This is a genomic window from Vibrio sp. ABH4_348 (assembly GCF_056159765.1).
On the sequence record NZ_JBSWVW010000002.1, the window covers coordinates 913737 to 933551 of the forward strand.

General features: G+C 43.8%; 19 protein-coding genes. 13 read left to right on the forward strand and 6 right to left on the reverse strand.

The window, feature by feature from the left end; translation table 11 throughout:
* Positions 1–72: 72 nt before the first annotated feature.
* The 4 genes from ACXAFJ_RS17980 (at position 73) to ACXAFJ_RS17995 (ending at position 4105) form a co-directional block, all read left to right on the forward strand.
* Entirely contained in the window at positions 73–1023 is a 951-nt protein-coding gene (locus tag ACXAFJ_RS17980) for a YbgA family protein (protein ID WP_475325329.1), read from the forward strand.
* Complete coding sequence (locus ACXAFJ_RS17985) at positions 1013–1786, forward strand: MerR family transcriptional regulator (RefSeq protein ID WP_475325331.1); 774 nt, start codon at positions 1013–1015, stop codon at positions 1784–1786. The genes ACXAFJ_RS17980 and ACXAFJ_RS17985 overlap by 11 nt, the downstream gene beginning before the upstream one ends.
* Entirely contained in the window at positions 1777–3216 is a 1440-nt protein-coding gene (gene phrB / locus ACXAFJ_RS17990; RefSeq protein WP_475325332.1) for a deoxyribodipyrimidine photo-lyase, read from the forward strand. The genes ACXAFJ_RS17985 and phrB overlap by 10 nt, the downstream gene beginning before the upstream one ends.
* Positions 3217–3286: 70 nt before the next feature.
* Positions 3287–4105 (forward strand): L,D-transpeptidase family protein, encoded by an 819-nt coding sequence (locus ACXAFJ_RS17995; RefSeq protein ID WP_475325789.1) that lies wholly within the window; start codon positions 3287–3289, stop codon positions 4103–4105.
* A gap of 58 nt (positions 4106–4163) precedes the next feature.
* Here ACXAFJ_RS17995 and ACXAFJ_RS18000 read toward each other — a convergent pair whose 3' ends face one another.
* On the reverse strand, positions 4164–4439 hold the full coding sequence (locus ACXAFJ_RS18000; protein ID WP_475325334.1) for an Lpp/OprI family alanine-zipper lipoprotein: 276 nt from the start codon (positions 4437–4439) through the stop codon (positions 4164–4166).
* Positions 4440–4856: 417 nt separating this feature from the next.
* Here ACXAFJ_RS18000 and ACXAFJ_RS18005 point away from each other — a divergent pair, with 417 nt between their 5' ends.
* A complete protein-coding gene (locus tag ACXAFJ_RS18005; protein WP_475325336.1) occupies positions 4857–6200 on the forward strand; it encodes a DEAD/DEAH box helicase in 1344 nt (447 codons plus the stop codon).
* Positions 6201–6272: 72 nt separating this feature from the next.
* Here the strand turns inward: ACXAFJ_RS18005 and ACXAFJ_RS18010 are convergent, their stop codons facing one another.
* Positions 6273–7916: a methyl-accepting chemotaxis protein gene (locus tag ACXAFJ_RS18010; protein ID WP_475325337.1), complete on the reverse strand. Its 1644-nt coding sequence runs from the start codon at positions 7914–7916 to the stop codon at positions 6273–6275.
* Between the two features lie 341 nt (positions 7917–8257).
* Between ACXAFJ_RS18010 and ACXAFJ_RS18015 the strand changes: the two genes are divergently transcribed.
* The 5 genes from ACXAFJ_RS18015 (at position 8258) to ACXAFJ_RS18035 (ending at position 13357) form a co-directional block, all read left to right on the forward strand.
* Entirely contained in the window at positions 8258–9079 is an 822-nt protein-coding gene (locus ACXAFJ_RS18015; RefSeq protein ID WP_475325339.1) for a phosphate ABC transporter substrate-binding protein, read from the forward strand.
* Between the two features lie 100 nt (positions 9080–9179).
* Entirely contained in the window at positions 9180–10109 is a 930-nt protein-coding gene (gene pstC, locus ACXAFJ_RS18020) for a phosphate ABC transporter permease subunit PstC (protein WP_475325340.1), read from the forward strand.
* Positions 10110–10113: 4 nt separating this feature from the next.
* Positions 10114–10977 carry a phosphate ABC transporter permease PstA gene (pstA, locus tag ACXAFJ_RS18025; protein WP_475325342.1) on the forward strand — a complete coding sequence of 288 codons (864 nt, stop codon included), beginning with the start codon at positions 10114–10116 and terminating at the stop codon, positions 10975–10977.
* A gap of 77 nt (positions 10978–11054) precedes the next feature.
* On the forward strand, positions 11055–11804 hold the full coding sequence (gene pstB / locus ACXAFJ_RS18030) for a phosphate ABC transporter ATP-binding protein PstB (protein WP_475325343.1): 750 nt from the start codon (positions 11055–11057) through the stop codon (positions 11802–11804).
* Positions 11805–11983: 179 nt separating this feature from the next.
* Entirely contained in the window at positions 11984–13357 is a 1374-nt protein-coding gene (locus ACXAFJ_RS18035; protein WP_475325345.1) for a UDP-glucose dehydrogenase family protein, read from the forward strand.
* Here the strand turns inward: ACXAFJ_RS18035 and ACXAFJ_RS18040 are convergent.
* The 3 genes from ACXAFJ_RS18040 to ACXAFJ_RS18050 form a co-directional block, all read right to left on the reverse strand.
* On the reverse strand, positions 13308–14513 hold the full coding sequence (locus ACXAFJ_RS18040) for a GGDEF domain-containing protein (RefSeq protein WP_475325346.1): 1206 nt from the start codon (positions 14511–14513) through the stop codon (positions 13308–13310). The two genes, ACXAFJ_RS18035 and ACXAFJ_RS18040, sit on opposite strands and share 50 nt — an antisense overlap.
* Positions 14503–15000: a putative pterin-binding protein gene (locus tag ACXAFJ_RS18045; RefSeq protein ID WP_475325348.1), complete on the reverse strand. Its 498-nt coding sequence runs from the start codon at positions 14998–15000 to the stop codon at positions 14503–14505. Before ACXAFJ_RS18045 ends, ACXAFJ_RS18040 begins: the two co-directional genes overlap by 11 nt.
* Positions 15001–15256: 256 nt before the next feature.
* Positions 15257–16216 (reverse strand): IS30 family transposase, encoded by a 960-nt coding sequence (locus tag ACXAFJ_RS18050; RefSeq protein WP_475324701.1) that lies wholly within the window; start codon positions 16214–16216, stop codon positions 15257–15259.
* Positions 16217–16370: 154 nt separating this feature from the next.
* Between ACXAFJ_RS18050 and ACXAFJ_RS18055 the strand changes: the two genes are divergently transcribed.
* Entirely contained in the window at positions 16371–16910 is a 540-nt protein-coding gene (locus tag ACXAFJ_RS18055; protein ID WP_475325350.1) for a GNAT family N-acetyltransferase, read from the forward strand.
* A 79-nt stretch (positions 16911–16989) separates the two neighbouring features.
* Here the strand turns inward: ACXAFJ_RS18055 and ACXAFJ_RS18060 are convergent, their stop codons facing one another.
* Positions 16990–18351, reverse strand: a complete 1362-nt coding sequence (locus tag ACXAFJ_RS18060; RefSeq protein ID WP_475325351.1) for a YjiH family protein — start codon at positions 18349–18351, stop codon at positions 16990–16992.
* Between the two features lie 234 nt (positions 18352–18585).
* Here ACXAFJ_RS18060 and ACXAFJ_RS18065 point away from each other — a divergent pair, with 234 nt between their 5' ends.
* Together ACXAFJ_RS18065 and ACXAFJ_RS18070 are read left to right on the forward strand one after the other, a co-directional pair.
* The gene (locus ACXAFJ_RS18065) at positions 18586–19161 is read left to right on the forward strand and encodes a hypothetical protein (RefSeq protein ID WP_475325352.1); all 576 of its coding nucleotides are present in this window, start codon (positions 18586–18588) and stop codon (positions 19159–19161) included.
* Positions 19162–19333: 172 nt separating this feature from the next.
* Complete coding sequence (locus tag ACXAFJ_RS18070) at positions 19334–19639, forward strand: isoamylase early set domain-containing protein (protein WP_475325354.1); 306 nt, start codon at positions 19334–19336, stop codon at positions 19637–19639.
* Positions 19640–19815: the final 176 nt, after the last annotated feature.

A 19815-nucleotide genomic window follows, 5' to 3' on the forward strand; every position in this document is an offset into this window, starting at 1 on the left:
ATCGCCGTAATAGTTGTACAACAATTAAAATTGTATAACATTTGCAATGTGGCATGTCTGTGGAGGCAAAACATGGAACAAACAATAAAAATTGGCATCAGCTCATGTGTTCTGGGTGAAAAAGTACGGTTTGATTCAGGTCATAAGATCAGCGCTTTTGTCACCAAAGAACTCTCGCCACACATGGAATTTGTACCGGTTTGTCCAGAAGTAGGGATGGGAATGCCAGTACCTAGACCGACGATTCGCTTGATTTCAGACGAAGAACGTATTCGCCTGGTTGAGACGAAGAACCCTGACAAAGATTATACCGATGCGATGGTCGCATACAGTGAACAGAAAGTTGCGCAGCTAAAAACCGAACAACTGTGCGGCTACATTGTTTGTGCAAAATCACCCACTTGTGGCATGGAACGAGTCAAAGTTTACAAGACTCAGAGTGCCGAAAAGGCAGCAACGGGTTTGTACACCCAAGTGTTGATGAGAGAAATGCCTTGGCTTCCAATTGAAGAAGACGGTCGACTGAACGATCCGGTACTCAAAGAAAACTTTGTTACCCGAGTGTACACGCTCAATGACTTGTACCAATCGGTTGGTACAGAGCCGACTCGTGGTGACATTATCAAGTTCCACTCGCGTTACAAACTGATGCTGATGGCACACGATCCTATCGGCTACAAAGAGCTGGGCAAACTGGTGGCGGACATTGCTAACTACGATATCGAAGAATTCTTTGTGCTTTACCGTAATCGCCTAATGACATCGATCACCAATCGAGCAAGTCGTAAAAACAACACCAATACCTTGATGCACATACAAGGCTACTTTAAGCGCAGCTTGAACAAGGAGCAAAAAGCGGAATTACGACAAGTAATTGATGATTATCGTGTAGGGCTGATTCCTCTGATGGCCCCACTGACGCTGATCAATCACTACTTGTCTACGTTTCCAGACGATTACATTAGCCAGCAAAGATACTTAGAACCTTACCCACGGGAGTTACGTTTACGTTATGCACTCTAGAAAGATGTATGCAATTAGAGAAGTGTCTGACCTTACCGGAGTTAAGCCGGTCACGCTGAGAGCGTGGCAACGACGCTATGGACTAGTAGAACCGGAACGAACCAGCAAAGGCCACCGGTTATACAGTGACGAACACATTGAAGTGATTCGTCACATCCAAGGCTGGCTGGCTAAAGGCGTATCCATTGGTAAAGTTGCTGCGTTATTAGAACAAGGAAACACCGAGCTGAGTATGAGTGATGACAGTACTTCACAACTAGAGTCGGTATCTGTAGTGCTTGATCACCTAGCTAATTTAAATCGTTCGAAGGCGGATCAGGTAATTAGCTCTACCTTTAAAGAGTATCCCACTGAAATTGTAAAGACTCAGTTTCTGTTACCATTGCTTGAAACACTTAGTCAGTTAAAACGCGCCGTATCGGTTGTGCAGCGCAGCTTGCTGGAGTCAATTTTAGTCAGTCGAATAGCCAAGATTATTGATGCTGAGCTGAAATCGGCTTCCAAAGAGCAGATTCTCCTTACCTCAAAGAGCAAGCGTGGTGACATTTTATGTTGGTTTGAGGCGTTACGGCTAACAGAGTTGGGTTACAGGGTCACAATTGTCGAAGAAGTAGTAGATCTATCATCGTGGCTTTCCATACGTGAATCGGGTCGTTATACATTCGCTTATCTGTATTCACCGACACCATTGGATCAAGAGACTCAGCAACTTTGGGCTGACGTGTGCTACAAGCAAGGATGGGAGCCTAACGTATGCAGCTAGTTTGGTTGAGACGCGACTTGAGACTGGAAGACAACACCGCTCTTATCAAAGCAGTGGAAGAGAGTAATCGAACCGGACAACCTCTGTGCGCGGTGTTTGTTGCAACACCTGAACAGTGGAAGCAACACCATATGTCTGAATCGCAAGCAGAGCTAATATGGCGACGTTTGCGGGTGATTGCTCAGGAGTTGGAAAAGCACAATATCCCGTTGCTTTATCGCGAATGTGAATGTTTTAACGATGCGGTAAACGTCATTGACACACTTGTGTCCACTTTGTCTGTTGAGGCGTTGCACTTCAACAAAGAGTATGAACTTAACGAAGTTAATCGTGACCGCCTAATCGTCAATCGTTTACATGAGCGCGGGGTTCAATGCTTGGAATACGATGACAAATGTCTGTTGGCTCCGGGTTCTGTGGTAAACAAACAAGGGCAGTATTTTAAGGTTTTCACTCCTTTCAAAAATGCCTATTTGAAGCAGTTTTATCAAAGCCCAACTTGGGCTCAAAAACTGCCTAAACTAGACAACGCGTTGAACGAAAACGTTCCTAGAGATTGGTTGCTTACTGAAAATTCAGTGTTCAGTTATCCAACTTCAGTTAAGTCGGAACTGAGTGTTGAAACTGCGGATATCTTAGGTGCGTTGAGAACTTTTTGTCGAGATAGAGTCGACCGTTACGACGATGACCGTGATTTCCCAAGTATTGATGGCACCAGTGGTTTGTCTTCTTACTTAGCTATTGGTGCACTGTCGGTTCGCCAATGCGTATCAAGGTTACACGTAGATCATGTGGAACTGTCCAGTGGTCGCAGCGTTTGGTTATCCGAATTGGTGTGGCGAGACTTTTATCAACACTTGCTGCACTTTGAGCCCAAACTAAGTCGCGGAGAGAGTTTTGCCAGTTGGGGACGTCACCTAGCATGGGAGACAAATTCGTCATTGTTTGAACGTTGGTGCCAGGGCAATACGGGTTACCCGATAGTCGATGCGGCAATGCGACAACTGAATCAAACTGGTTGGATGCACAATCGCTTGAGGATGATTACAGCCAGCTTTTTGGTTAAAGACTTGCAACTCGACTGGCGGTTAGGCGAAGACTATTTCATGAGCAAGTTGACTGACGGAGACTATGCCGCCAACAACGGAGGCTGGCAATGGTGTGCATCAACAGGATGCGATGGGCAGCCATACTTTCGAATTTTTAATCCAACCTCGCAAGGGGAAAAGTTTGATGCGGATGGCCGTTTTGTTCGAAAATGGATTCCGGAACTTAAGCAAGTTGCTGATAAGTTCGTTCACCAACCATGGAAGTCGCCAAACGCGAAGTTTTTGGAGTATCCTTCACCTATAGTTGACCACAAATTGGCGAGAGAAAAGACGCTTGAGCGGTACAAAAAAGCGAAAAACCAGCTGGTGGAAAGCGAGTAGCCTACTTCTGTTATTCAGCACCACATTCAGTTATGCAAATTCCTACGCGCTACCGGAACTTGGCAGTAACATTGTGGGCAGGACCACTTATCACGTGGTTGAAAAGGGTCAGAGCATGGCCGACATTGCAGATCAATATGGTATTGGCCTGCTTGCATTAATGGCGGCCAATCGCGGTGTTGACCCTTTTTTACCACCAACCGATTATGTGTTGACCTTGCCGACTCGAGTCGTATTACCTCAAGTTCCCAGAGAGGGCATTGTTGTCAATCTTGCCGAACTTAGGCTGTATTACTATCCGCCGAAGAGTAATCTCGTTCATGTGTTTCCAGTGGGTATTGGCAGAATTGGTCGTGATACACCAGTCATGAACACCAAAATTAGCCAAAAACGAGAACAGCCGACTTGGACACCAACTCAGACGATTCGTAAAGAGTATTTGGCCAAAGGAATCGAATTACCTAAAGTTGTGCCCGCAGGACCAGACAATCCGCTGGGTGAGTATGCGCTTAGATTGTCTTATGGCGTTGGAGAGTACCTGATTCATGGCACCAACAAAGATTTTGGCATTGGGCTTAGAGTGAGTTCAGGCTGTATTCGAATGAACCCCAGCGATATCGAATGGTTGTTTCAACAGGTTTCAATTGGTACGCCAGTTCAAGTGATTAACCAGCCAATCAAGGTTGCACTTGAAGCTGACCGAACGCTTTTCATTGAAGCACACGAGCCTTTGACAAGAAGTGATGGCAAACGAGAGCCATTAACCTTACCGCAAGAATTAGGCTGGTGGATGGAAGCATTCAGTGTGGAGCCTAGCAAAGCTAAAGCTGCGATTGCTGCTCAAAATGGACTGCCAGTAGAGCTGTATCGGGGAAATGACGACCGATAACAGGCTATAAGAAAGCCGCCAGAGTTTAACTGTGGCGGCTTTCAGAAGTAAGTAACAATTACTTTTTATACGATTGTGCGATGTTATCGATTCTGTCGTTCGCGCGTTCGGCTTCTTCTTGAGCTGCCATTGCTGCGTTTTTGGCGTCCATTGCCGACTCACCCGCCATCTTTACATCAGAAGATAAGTTGCTTTGCATTGAATTCACTTGGGTCGACAGTTGGTCAACCTGAGCTGATAACTCATCTATCTTTGCAGATAGCGCTGAATCGTTGGCACAGCCTGTTAGCGCAATGGCTGAAACAATAGTGGTTGCTAGGAAAGCTTTGTTCATGTTGAACTCCTGTTAGGTTTGTTCTGACCACTCATAGACTATAGTGTCATTCTTAACTATTTGCTCAATTAGACAAAAATCTGCCAAACGTAGCATTTTGTCTATTGTGACACCATTTCATGTCAACTTGAATGATTTGACGATAATTCATAGAGCTAGACTCTAATGGTCAAATCAAATGGGAACAAGTCTAATCGAGTAAATTCATACCTTTGGAGAGGGGTTTGGGGAAGGGCAGGTGCATAAGTTTATTCATTGAATCGCGAAGCTAAGTAATGCATTGACTGGATGATAAGTGCGATCAGCACAATAGACGGTAAGTAGTACCAGAAGTGTTATGCTTATTGCCAAAGAGTGCGATATGATAGCGCGCCTTTTTTGTGTTGCAGAACTTGCAACTAGAACTTTGACTAAATAGTGGAGAAGACTTTGCAGTTTAAAGACTTAGGTTTAGATAATCGCCTATTGAAAAACGTGAATCATTACGCGTTTAAAAAACCAACCGAAATTCAACAAAAAGCGATCCCAGTAGCGATTGCTGGTAAGGATTTGTTGGCGTCATCTAAAACCGGCTCAGGTAAGACACTTGCGTTTGTGTTACCTATGCTTCATAAGGCTTTAAAAAACAAAGCATTTTCAGCAAAAGATCCACGCGGAGTAATCTTGGCACCAACTCGAGAGTTGGCAAAGCAGGTATATGGTGAGCTTAAATCCATGTTGGGCGGTTTGTCTTACACGGCGACTCTCATTGTGGGTGGTGAAAACTTTAACGATCAGGTGAAAGCGTTACGTCGTTATCCTAGGTTTATTGTTGCCACTCCGGGACGCTTGGCGGATCACCTAGAACATCGTTCTCTATTCTTAGATGGTTTGGAAACCTTGGTGTTAGATGAAGCTGACAGAATGTTGGATCTCGGTTTTGCACCTGAACTACGTCGTATTCACAACGCAGCAAAACACAGACGTCGCCAAACCTTAATGTTTTCGGCAACGCTTGAGCACGCGGAAGTGAACGATATTGCGATTGAAATGCTAGAAGCCCCTAAGCGCATTGCAGTGGGCTCAGGCGCATCACAGCACTCTGATATCGAACAAACTTTTTATTTGTGCGATCACCTAGATCACAAGGAAGCTTTACTTTCGCGAGTACTGACAGATGCCGAGTACAAACAGGTTATCATTTTCACAGCAACGCGTGACGATACTGAACGTCTTACCAAAAAGCTCAATGAGTCGAATTTGAAAGCAGTTGCCTTGAGCGGCAATTTAAATCAAAACCAGCGCAATACCATCATGAGTCAGTTTGAGCGTGCGGTATTCAAAATTTTGGTGACCACTGATGTTGCGTCACGTGGGCTCGATATCGCCAATGTGACCCACGTGATTAACTTTGACATGCCGAAACATACGGAAGAATACGTTCACAGGGTCGGCAGAACTGGTCGAGCGGGTAATCGCGGTTTTGCCGTTTCTTTGGTAGGACCAAAAGATTGGCAGAGCTTCAAACGAGTTGAGAGTTTCTTACAACAAGACATCAGCTTTGACAAAATTGAAGGCATGGTTGGCAAGTTTAAAGGTTTCCGAGACAAGCGAAACACCAAGCGACCAGTGCCTAAAAACAAACGCCCAGCGAATAAACGCAGTAGCACACAAAAGAAATCATCAAAGCGCGTTGATAAGAGTTTCTTAAAGAACGTGCCAGCGGGCGATGCGGTGTTTATTCCTAAGAAGAAAATTGCCCCAAAATTGGATGACGAGTAACAATCAAATCGGATTGTAATGAAAAAGGGATAACCAGTGGTTATCCCTTTTGTTTTGCTTCTTAGTAAAGGTTCACACCTTAAAGAAAGATAGCTGTTGTTGCTGCTTCTCTGAAAGTTGAGATAGCTCTTGGCTAGCACTGGCAGATTGGTTAATCCCCGTTACATTTTCAGTCACTAACTGGTAGATGTTTTTCAGGTTCATATTGATATCCGCAGTTACTTCGCTTTGCTCTTCTGCCGCGACGGCCACTTGAGCATTAATAGACGTTAGCTCGCAAATAGTCTGGTGGATGTCTTCTATTGACTGGCGCATTCCCGCTGACATTTCATCGTTTTGCTCTAGAGAGCTAATACTGGATTCCATTGATTGATTCGCTTGAACTGAGGTGGACTGCAGCTCTTCAATAATACTTTGAATTTCTTTGGTGGACTCTTGAGTTCGAGCAGCCAGCAAGCGAACCTCATCCGCTACAACCGCAAACCCGCGACCACTTTCTCCGGCGCGCGCCGCTTCGATAGCTGCATTCAACGCAAGAAGATTGGTTTGTTCAGACACATCTTCGATTACCTCGATTACTTTGCCGATACGATCTGATTGCAATGAAACGGCATTGACTAACTCAGCAGCATTGCCAATCTCTGAAGACATCTTTTCACTGACAGTCTTGCTGCGATCAAACATCTCAACACTATGCTTAGTCATTTTCTGTGCACGCAACGTTTGTGAGTCTGCTTGAGTAGCGTTTTGCGTTGTTTCCGCTGCTGCTCCTTCAAGTTGGTTGATTGCCGAAGAAATTTGTTCTATTTCGTCTTTTTCTTGGTCCGAGTTTTGACTTGATTGAACCATAACAGCGGCGAGCTCAGTTGAAGCAGAAGCAACATCATGACTAATTCGCTCCAACGTTTCGACGGTCGATTTCAGTTGTCCGATGGTGGCATTTACATCTTCTCCTAATGCAGAGAGTTCATTATCACCTTCTGGTTTTGCCTTTACGTTAAGATTGCCAGCCGCCAACTCTTTCATCACTTTTTGTAAAGCTTTGATTGGCGATACGATGACACCTGCCAACATCCAGCTGAGTAATGCGGTTAACAGGAGTAGCGCGACCATACCAGCTGATGATGCCCACAAAATGTTACTGTGCTTAGCTTCATGATGAACAATATGATTCAAGGCAATCTGGTTGAGTCTTTCAGACAAATTATCTAGCTGCTGAACTAAGCGGTTGCCAACTTCTCGGCCTTCCGATGATGCGGAATCGTACTGACGTTGCTGCTCTGCCGATAACGATTGGTTTTTGTGTTTTTCAACCAATAGCGGGTATAGCTTCTCACCCAAAATAATCGTGTATTGCTGGAATGTCTTTTCAAACTCTCTTACATCTGACTCCATGCCTTGTACCGATGCCAAAGAGCTAAGATAGGTTTTTGCCTTTGATTGGGTCTCATTGATGACTTTAGGAATATTATGGACATCACTTGGCTTAAAAATGCCGTAGATAGCCTGAATTCTCATCCAGTAGATACTATCGACGAGTTTTGTTACTTCATCTTTGTGCAAGATGAGCTCTTCAGTGGAGTTAGAGACATGGTTGAATGTGGACTTTAAAACTTGGCTGCTAAAAATGATCCCTGTGAGTAGCAAAATGGAAGAGGCGATGATCGGTAACACAACTTGTGTCTTGATCGACAGACCGGAGAGTATTTGGCGCATTTGAATCCCTACAATAAACCAAAATTTGTAAGTGAGAATCGTTCGATTCTATAGGCTTATACTAATAATTCAATTAATAAACAGGACGCGTGTCGCAAAACTGAAGAGGTCAGTCAATGATGTTAGAACGCCGTTCTGTTTTTGTTCCAAAGATAAACAATTTGTTGATGTTTGCCCGTTTTTTGTTCGCATTTCATCATGTTGTGATCGGTTAAGTCTGTTTTCTTTCTTGTCACAGAGGCTTCAACGAAGTGAAACACAACTGTCACAAAGTATTTCTAAAGTGAGCACCGTTCACATAGATAACTCAACGGCATTTTCGCCAGGAAGGAAACAAAGAGATGAAAAAGACAATTATCGGTGCCGTCGCTCTAGTAAGCGCGCTAACAATGAATACTGTAGCTGCAAAAGAAACTATCTCAGCAGTAGGTTCAAGCAGTGTTACTCCTCTTATGGAGCTGTTCTCTGAAACTTACATGAAAGAACACAGCAACGTGTTCATCGAAGTTCAAGGACCGGGCTCTTCAGCAGGCGTTAAAGCAGCGAAGAATGGTTCAGCTGACTTAGGTATGTCTTCTCGTAACCTTAAAGATTCTGAAAAAGAGTCAACACTAGTAGAGAAAGTGGTTGCTCGTGATGGTATCGCCGTTGTTGTTAACCCAAAAAACAAGATTTCTGGCCTAACGGCGGAGCAAGTAACCGCTATCTACAAAGGTGAAATCACTAACTGGAAAGATGTTGGCGGAGCAGATAAGCCTATCGTTGCGATTACTCGTGATACGGCATCGGGTACTCGTGGTGCATTTGAAGACATCATGAAACTGAAAAAGAAAATCTCAGGTAAAAAAGTGTCTGCGATTTCTCAGCGCGCTCAAGTTGCAAACGGTAACGGTGCACTGAAAACTATGGTTGCTTCAAACCCGTACGCTATCGGCTACATCTCATTAGGTACTGTGGATAATTCAGTAAACGCTCTTGATATCAATGGTACGCCAGCAACGGTAGACAATGTGAAAAACGGCTCTTACAAAGTAGCGCGTCCATTCCTAGTACTTTACAAAGAAGGTAAGCCATCAGTTGAAACCCAAAAATTCCTAGCTTGGATGGATTCTGCTGACGCGCAAAAAATCGTAGAGAAGAAAGGCTACATTTCAGTTAACTAAGCTTTCTGCAAGACCCTTGCTCAGCCCGCCATATTAGGGCTGAGCTTTTTCAATCACGATGAATCGCATCAAGTTGTAATAAGCGATAAGTGAGAAAACCATGACCATCGCAACTGAAAAGTCGGCTATGAATCAATCTAACTCTGAATCAAGTAAGTCGGCACTGCGCACCAAACGAAATGTAGATTGGCGCGAACGTATATTCCACTCGTTATTTCTTACCAGTGCCGTAATCGGCATTGTGTCTTTGGCAGTTATTGCCTACTTCATCGTTAAAGAAAGTATCCCAGCATTTCAAGAAGCCGGTGTCTCAGGGATAGTGTTAGGCCAAGATTGGCTACCACCTGCACTATACGGTGTGGCAACCATGATTGTTGCCTCGCTAGTGTCTACTCTCGGAGCTGTGGTTGTTGGTGTGCCGGTTGGTGTGTTGTCAGCAATTTTTATCGCTGAAATCGCGCCTAAACGGCTTGCCGATATTATCCGCCCAGCGGTAGAGCTGCTGGCTGGGATACCATCGGTCGTATACGGCTTCTTCGGCCTTGTCATCATCGTACCGCTTATTCAAAACGTGTTCGATGTACCGGCAGGTAATACGATTCTTGCGGGTATCATTGTCCTTGGTGTGATGATTCTTCCGACGGTGATTACTGTTTCTGAAACCTCGATTCGTGCTGTCCCTCGTACCTACAAAGAAGGCTCTTTTGCACTCGGCGCATCAAAAATCTTTACCATTTTTAAGCTGCTTGTACCCGCTGCACGGTCGGGCATCATGACTGGCGTGATCTTAGGGATTGGCCGTGCCTTAGGTGAGACCATGGCGATCATAATGGTGATGGGTAATGCTCCTGCGATGCCAGAAGGGATCTTAGATTCTGCTCGTACTCTAACAGCAAACATCGCAATAGAAATGTCTTACGCAAGTGGTGTCCACGCGAATGCACTTTACGCCACTGGGGTTGTATTGCTGGTGTTCATCATGATGCTAAATGCAGTGCTTCTGTACCTAAACCGAGAGAAGGCGAAGTAATCACATGGATACGGTAAAACTTAAACAAGCTCGCGTCCGTAAAGACGCCATTTTATACGGCTTTATCTGTTTGGCCGCCGCGCTAACGGTAGGGTTCTTATTTTGGATTATCTGGTACATCCTATCTAATGGGCTTCAGCATGTAGACTGGGATTTCATTACCGACGATTACACTCGTACCGGTGATGAGCAGGGTATCTTCCCAATGATTGTTTCAACCATCTATATGGTTATCGCATCAATTGCAGTTGCGGCTCCATTGGGAATCATGACGGCCATATACCTGACCGAATACGCAAAGGTCGGTAGTCGATTGGTCAAAGTGATACGTTTTTGTACCGAGTCATTAGCGGGTATTCCGTCGATCATTTTTGGTCTGTTTGGCATGACCTTTTTCGTCGCGATTCTCGGGCTCGGGTTCTCGATTTTGTCTGGTGCTTTAACGCTTAGTATTTTGATTCTACCTGTCATTATTCGAACCACGGAAGAAGCGTTGATGGCAGTGCCGCAAACCTATCGCGAAGGCTCTTACGCCTTAGGTTCTTCGAAGATCTACACGATTTGGCGCTTGATTTTGCCAAGTGCTACGCCGGGTATTCTTACGTCAGTAATCTTGAGTATTGGCCGTGTTATCGGTGAATCGGCTCCCGTTTTCCTAACTGCGGGCATGGTAGCGAGAATTCCAGACACTATTATGGATTCTGGTCGAACCCTGACGGTACACCTTTACAAGTTAACAACTGAACTGTTTACCATTGAAGAGTGGAATCAGGCATACGGAACCGCGACGGTACTCATCGTAGTAGTACTTATGATTAACATGTTTACCAAATTGATCGCCAAGCGCTTCAACAAAGCGACTTACTAACCACGATTAACAGACATTCGGCGACAAGCTAGCAATAGCAAACATGTAACGATAGCGACAGAATTGAGAACAAGACAATGAACAAATTTAATATTGAAAATCTAGACCTTTACTACGGTGAAAACCAAGCTCTTAAGAGCATCAATCTACCTATTCCGGTACGCCAAGTAACCGCATTGATCGGCCCATCTGGTTGTGGAAAGTCGACGCTAATTCGTTGTTTGAATCGAATGAATGATTTGATCGAAGGGGTTAAGATCACCGGTAAGTTGGAGATGGATGGCCAAGATATCTACGGTAACATCGATGTCGCCGATTTGCGCATCAAGGTTGGAATGGTTTTCCAAAAACCCAATCCGTTCCCAATGAGTATCTATGAAAATGTTGCTTATGGTCTGCGTGCCCAAGGTATCAAAGACAAAAAGCACATCGATGAAGTAGTAGAGCGCTCTTTGCGCGGCGCGGCTTTGTGGGATGAAGTAAAAGACCGACTAAAATCCCATGCGTTTGGCTTATCTGGCGGACAGCAACAACGTCTGTGTATTGCACGTACAATTGCAATGGAGCCTGATGTGATTTTAATGGATGAGCCGACGTCAGCACTAGATCCAATCGCCACTCACAAGATCGAAGAGCTAATGGAAGAGCTAAAGAAAGATTACACCATAGTGATTGTCACGCACTCCATGCAGCAAGCTCGCCGTATTTCAGACCGCACCGCTTTCTTTTTGATGGGTGAGCTAGTTGAACACGATGAAACTCAAGTAATTTTCTCAGAGCCAAGAGACGAGCGCACCAAAGGCTATGTAAACGGTGAGTTCGGTTAAGAACAACTGGCATACACTTATAACTATAAGCGATGGTAACCTTTGCCCCTCTGTGAGGGGCTTTTTTATTTTTCATCCCAGCTTTCTTGTTTCGGTAAGACACAAAACCTTCTTTTGGTGTTCACGCCTTTGTCATTGAGCCTGAATAGTTTGAATGTTTACAGGCTAGGAGTATGACAATGAAAGTGAGTGTTTTTGGAGTAGGTTATGTTGGTTTGGTTCAGGCGGCAGTGTTGGCCGATGCTGGACATTTTGTTTGTTGCTACGATTCCGACTTCGGCAAAATCGAGCGCTTAACAAAGGGCGAGTTAGATATATTTGAACCAGGATTGAGTCCACTATTAGTCGAAAACATCCAAAATGGTCGGCTAACCTTAGTCAGCGATATCAGAAAATGTGTGGATTTTGGAACCGTTCTCTTTATTGCCGTAGGGACACCCAGCCTAGCAGATGGAAGCGCAGATCTATCTTCAGTGACGGATGTGGCGAGCAATATTGGTCACTTCATCAATGAAGATAAAATCGTAGTAAACAAATCTACAGTCCCGGTCGGTACGGCTGATCAAGTGTCTAAGATAATTACGCGCGCTCTATCGAATCGACAAGTATCGTACTCAGTACAGGTGGTCTCTAACCCTGAGTTTCTCAAAGAGGGTTCAGCGGTAAGCGACTGCAAACGCCCTGATCGAATTATTATCGGCACCGACGACCATCATACGCAAAAGGTGATGAGGGAGCTTTACCAGCCTTTTAATCGCAATCACGAAAAAGTCATTATTATGGATAGCCGCAGTGCAGAATTAACCAAATATGCGGCGAACAGCCTGCTTGCCACCAAGATCTCGTTCATGAATGAAATGGCTAATATTGCAGAACATGTGGGGGCGGATATAGAGGCAGTCAGACAAGGAATTGGTTCAGACCCAAGAATCGGGTACCACTTTATCTATCCGGGATGTGGTTATGGTGGTTCTTGTTTCCCTAAGGATGTCAGTGCCCTACAAAAAAACGCAATTCAAGCCGGATACACACCCTCTATCTTGCCTATGGTGGAGTATGTTAACGCTAAACAAAAAAAGCGCTTGGTTGAAAAAATTCAACAGACGTTTTTGGCCTTTGGAGAGATGTCTTTGCAAGGCAAGACATTTGCTTTATGGGGGCTTTCATTCAAGCCTAATACTGATGATATGAGAGAAGCGCCAAGTCGAGTGATCATGGAAACACTTTGGAAACTTGGAGCGACAATAAAAGCGTACGACCCACAAGCCATGGAACAAGCGGGGCTGCTTTACGCAGAACGAAACGACCTGACCTTGGTAGAAACTAAGGAAGCAGCGCTAGTGGACGCGGATGCACTCATTATCTGTACTGAGTGGCAAAGCTTCAAAGCTCCGGATTGGCAGGAGCTCAAGCTAAGGTTAACGCCCTATGGGGTTAACAAGGAACGATTACTTTTTGACGGTCGAAACTTATTCGAACCAGAAACCATGGCAGCGAGAGGGTTTAAGTACGTTTCGATTGGGCGTGGTGCCGGATCGTCTGCAAGTCTGTAACCTTCGCCGAGTTAGAATCTTGTGCGTCATTGGTATTAGATATAGTCTCGCTGGGCTGACCAAACTTCATCTGATACATGTGTTGGTCAGCGAGTGAAATTAGGTTGTTGTAGTCGTCGGTATCGGTTGGATACCGTGCTATACCAATGCTGGTTGATATGGTTACCTCAGCATTTTCTGAGTTCGATTTAGTAAGTTGAATTGGCTGTTCAATCAACTCGCAGATACAACGTTCTAGGGTTGCAATTTTAGTCGCTTTGATAGAATCGAGAATAATCGAAAACTCATCTCCACCAATACGGAATAAACTGAATACATGACCGTTGCAGTCTCCAGAAAGCCTTTCTGCTAACGTTACCAAAACTTCATCGCCGGCGATGTGACCGTGGATATCATTAATCTGCTTAAATCCGTTCAGGTCGAGCAGCAAAAGTGCAAAAGGTTCAGCTTTGTCGGTGCGTTTTTGTAATGCCCGAAGAAACGCGAGACGGTTTGATGTTTGCGTGAGGGGATCAGTCAGTGCCAGTGTTTTGTGATGCTTTGACTCTAGATGTAGCACGTAACCCATCAAACCAAGACAGCTAAATAGCAAAGTCATGAGGATAAATTGTACTTCGCTAAGCTTTTTTGCTTGGTCACTTTGCCTTTTGTAGAGTGGGCTCTGAATTCGAAAATTCGCGTTAACATAATCCACCATGCTTTGATTTAGGCGAACAAGTTCTTGATGAAATATAGAAGCTTGGTTTGTTTGTCTTAATGTGAGTAGTAGCGGTTCAAGTGACTGAAATTGTTCAAATGCCGACTCAAAATAGCTTCTCGCACCTTTAAGCTTCATAAAGCTATCAGCTTTTTGATTATTGATGAGTAAATCAAACCTAGACCAAGTAAGGTCGTACTGCAGTGTGGCTTGTTCAACAAAATTGGGTGCGTCTTTTGCGTATTGTGTTAAGGCAACAAGCTCCGAGTACTCTTTTGTTAGCTGAAGTAAAAACCAAGTGGCTTCATTTTGTTGGTCAGAATAAGACTGAGCCAAGTCTCGAGTGACGTTCAAAAAATACAAATTGGCGGCAATCAAAACTGCTGACAGCAAAATCAGTAACCGTTTACCCAGTAATACACTGGGGTGAATGCCGGAGGTGATGTGTTTAAAATTCATTGCCAATAAATTTGATTAGGTTTATCTGCCACACCATTTGGCCATGGTAAACCGCATTGTCTATATTGGGGTATTTATCTAAATTGAATACCAACCAATAAGGCCCTTTTTCTCGAACGGAGACTAACTCGTCATCAATTCGGTACACAATTACGGGTTGATACTGCAAAATATCCGCAATAGTCGTTGTCGATGCATAGTCGTTGAGGGCTCGTACGTAGACGGATTGCGCTGCTTGACTGGAAACCGAAAGCATTAAGTCAGACAATAAAAACCCAGAGAATTTTTTTCTGTTTTCGAACCAAGGCAGCTTAGATTCAAACTCCACCAATTTGAAAGTATCTTCAATGGAATCAAGGTTGAGTGTATGACTATTACCCTGGATGTCATGCACGACAAGTTCATTCGCTCGCGAGTAGGTCGAGGTGAGTGTTATTACCAACCCAACAATAAAAGCCCAGCATCTCAGAAGGTTAGTTCGTTTCAAATTGTCTACTCCTTATGGTCCGCTGGTTGAAAAACAATTGGCAGATTGTTATCACTACTTTTTGCTAGGACCTAGTGTAATTCCTTATCTACATATTTAACAATAGAAGTAATTGCCAAATGATCAATCTACTCAATAAGTTCTAGAAATAAGCTGCCGATATAATAAATAGTTAGTTAAAATGGACCAGTGCCATTGATGCCCGTGATAATTGATGCCCGCGATAGTTCCTGATATCAAGTTTGAAGTGCAACATTTATCTGTAGTAACCAACAAAGCATTCCTCTGGTGTTTTAAAGCCTAGCCGTTTCCTAGGACGTGTGTTCAATCGCTTAGCAATGGCATTGCATTTAGCCTGTGTTAACGACGCCATTGATGTGCCTTTAGGGAGATACTGACGTATTAATCCATTGGTATTTTCATTCGTCCCTCGCTCCCATGAGTGGTGAGGAGTGGCAAAGTAGAAGCGTGTTTCGGTCGCTTCTTCAATTTCTTTGTATTGATTAAACTCAGTACCGTTATCAGCTGTAATAGAAGTAAATAGTCCATCAAATTTGCTCATAATTTTAATGGTTCTCCGGTTGAGAGATTCGGTGGTTCTATTATTCAGTTGGCCTATCAGGGTATAACCAGTTTTCCGCTCAACCAGAGTGACAATACAATGTTTAGAGCCAGCACCCATGACCGTATCGATTTCCCAGTGACCACGTGTTTTTCGGATTTCAACGGAAGCCGGCCGTTCGGATATGTGGCGTTTTGAAGCAACACGACCACGGCTGTCGTAGGCCCCGTAACGCTTCCGACGTTTCTTATTCGATTGCCTGAGGTGTTGCCATAACTGGCCTCCATTAGCTTTATCTCTCCAGACATACTGGTAAATAGATTCGTGACTTATCGTTAATTTACCGGTGGTTTTGAGATGGCCGACAATCTGCTCAGGGCTCCAGTCTTTAACCAGCAACTGCTTAACTTGATTGAATTGCTCTGGTGTGATGCGTTTGTTTCGCCTTGAACAACTTCTTCGCCGAATGGACCGACTCTGGGCTTTGCTAGGCCGATAGGCTTTATCAATTTTGCATGAGTTACGAATGATTTCTCGGGAGATCGTGCTCCGATGTCTTCCGAGGGCATGAGCAATTTGAGCTTGGTTATAACCTTGCTTTCTGAGCATAGAAAGCATATACCTTTCATTCTCAGTGAGCTGTTTGTATTTCATGTATTTTTTCTTCTTGGCGGGAGGAAAACACAAGAATTATGACAGCTCACTGTTTTAAATTTTAGTGTTGCACTTAGTATATGAATCCAAGGTTGATAACAATCAAAGTGCTCGACTGGGTATATACCCCACGTTAGTTTTAAGGAAGCCCGTTATGAAATTAGAAAACTCACTTCGATTATCCTACCGTCTGCTAGATGAGAATGATGGACAATTGTTGTTTGACTTGGACCAAGAGCCTGAAGTGATGAGGTTTATTAATGGTGGAACGCCAAGTTCATGGGGTGATATAACAACCAAGGCAATTCCAAGGTTAATGAGCTATCGAGATGACGCTAAAGGTTGGGGACTTTGGGGAGTTTTTATTCAAGAAAGCAATCAGTTTATAGGTTGGGTCTTAGTCAGACCTATGGGCTTCTTCTCAGATGACCCGCAATATAATGACCTTGAACTGGGCTGGCGGTTTTGTAGTAGTTCATGGGGGAAAGGTTATGCGACAGAGGCAGCGGAACACATCTCACACCATTTGACCCGCACCAATCAACTTACCCATTTTTCAGCTATTGCTTTGGAAGACAATATTGGGTCAATAAACATTATGAAAAAGCTGGGAATGACATTCTTGAAAAAAGAATGGCTGAAAGACGAAATTTTAGGTGAAGCGGAGCTAGTGTTTTATCAGAAAACAGTTTGATTCGGGTTTTTCATGTGACTTTTGGATTAAGCGGCGCTTTGAAATGCTCAAAGCGCCGTTTGAATTTACGAGACCAAGTCTAGAAGATTAAGTGAGCGACAGCAGCGATTACTGGCAAGGTTACCAAAGTACGTAATACAAAGATCACGAACAACTCAGCGATATTGACCGGGATTTTACTGCCTAATAGCAGTGCTCCAACTTCTGACATGTAGATAAGCTGAGTCACTGACATTGCGGCAATCACAAAGCGCGTCATTTCACTGTCGATAGAGGCGGCCAGAATTGCTGGAATAAACATATCGGCAAAGCCCACCACCATTGTTTCAGATGCTTTAGCGGCTTCAGGAATCGATAGCAATTCAAGCAATGGGACAAAAGGTTGACCTAGAATGGCAAATACAGGTGTGTATTCCGCAATAACCAACGCGACCGTCCCTAGGCCCATTACGACCGGTAATACGCCAAACACCATATCTGCTGCATTTTTAAATCCTTCTTGCAAAACGTGTTGAGGTGCAGGGCTCTTTTGCGCACGTTGCGTTGCAAGATTTAGGGCATAGCCAAACAAAGATTGACCATTCGGAACGGTATGTTCGGTTTGCGTTGGCTTAGTGCCATCGACATAAAGATCTTTTTTCCAACGTAAAGGAGGTAAACGAGGGACGATCACAGCCGCCGCTAAGCCTGCCAAACAAACCGCCGCATAAAAAGGCAAAAACAAATGCTCTAGTTCAACTTGAGCGATGACGACTAGGCTAAACGTAATCGAAACGGCAGAGAATGTCGTACCGACAACTGCAGCTTCTCTCTGGGTGTAAAATTTTTGCTCGTACTGCTTGCTGGTTAGCAAAATCCCGACGCTGCCGTCCCCAAGCCATGAGGTCATGCAATCTATCGCGCTGCGGCCCGGCAGGTTAAACAACGGACGCATGATTTTGGATAGCAAGGTTCCGAAGAGCTCAAGCAAACCAAAATTCAAAAGAAGCGGGAGCAACAAGCCAGCAAAAATGAATACTGCAAACAGAGTCGGTAACAAGCCTTCTAATACCAAGCCACCAGTATTTTCTTCCCAAATTGATTCTGGTCCAACTTGAAAGAAGGTAGCCAATGCAGCTAAACCGCCAATGATTCGTACAATTAACCAAGCCGTGGATGGCGCTAAGAGGTTGTCAGCAAAATTGTGCTGCCTAATCCAGCTTGGTTTAACAAAGCGATAAACGATCGATGCCACAGTCATTGTTACTATGGTGAATGTTATGATCGGGACGATGGCATCGCCCAAAAGGCTTTTTAATCCATTTGCTAAGATAGCAACGGGAATCGTAATTTCACCCTGAAAACTTACCGGCAACATGAATAACACAAGGCCGATCAGCGAAGGAATCAAGAATATCGCTAATCCTGATTTGTTGCTTTTGTCTAGATTATTGTTTTGCATGATAATTACTACTAAAGACGAAAAATTTGCCTCTTGGCATAATAATTCACTAAAAATCCATTTTTAGTAGGTTTTGAGGATGTTAGTTCTTTTTGCATAGTCATGCAAGTTAAAAGAATTTGTTTTCTTTGCTTGATAGGTTTACAGGCTTTCTATTGATGGCAGAACATTTAGTAAACGACGCAAGAACCTGTATAGTGCTATGCGATTAATGAAGCAAACCAACGCAAAAACATGAAGTCCAAACGAATTTTCTCTATTCCAATACTCCTATTTATCCCGATGTCACTTTTAGTTATAGTCGCAATAGCGGGATTGATTCGCTTTAATACATCGGATGCGGATATCCTTGCCAAGATGCAACGATCTTCAACGACTAATTCAGCAGTTCTGGAATTGTTTGGATATCAAAGTCCGCATCCTGTGACGCTCTTGCTCCCTGGCGGTGCCAGTTTGTTAAGTTGGCACAAGGATTCTGAACTTGTTGGTCAGTACCAACATAATGGTAAACCCAGCAAAGTGGTTCTTTTCACAGATTCAATTACTCGCTTTGGTGATGACTACCATCTTGCACTACTGGCAATTACCGAGAGTGATCATGGTGAAGCCATCCACCAAACCAAGTTGGTTCTTTTAAGCTTTGACCAAACGGTTAAACGCCTTGTGTCGAAGGACTTTGTTACCTTAGAAGTTAATAGTCCGTTAGACATTTCAGTTATCGATAATGAAATTGATGTATTGAGTTCTGAGAGACGATTATTAAGAGTGCGGGTAGACCAAGCGCAATCGAAGTTAGTGATTGTGGAATAGTTACAGATTCCAAGACAAATCGTGACGAACTCGCGCAATCAATACTGATAGAAGAATAATTATCCAGGTTAGATTTTTCGGTCTGTTTTGCAGATCTAAAAAGCGAGATTGCGGATGCCCAGCTCTGAACTATGCTTAGTCGAAATGTCAGTTGGATAGTAAGAGTCACACCATGATCAGTAAACGCTTTTTCAAAACCAAGAACGAAGTGGAAGTTACGTTTGAAATTCCAGCATGTAATGAAACGAATAGTGTGGATTTGTGTGCAGATTTTCTTGGTTGGAAGCCACAACCGATGAAAAAAAACAGTAAAGCTAAATCATTCAAATTCAAAACTCGATTACCGAAAGATCAACAATTTGAGTTTAGATATTTGGTGAACAAACATCAGTGGCGCAATGATGAAGCCGCAGATCGTTACACACCAAACGGGTTTGGCGAAGATAATGGTTTGGTTTTCACTCACACTCCAACCTAGTAATAGCTCTTAAATAGACTACTTGTTGTAGCGCTAATAATTAATTGATAAAAATAACATTAAAATCTGGTTGTTAGGCGCTAATAGACCTAAATTTGCGCCTTTTCCTAGAAGTTAAGCGTGACATCGCTACTTTTTCTACGTAACCTCTAGCCTTTATTCACTGCCAATGGTGT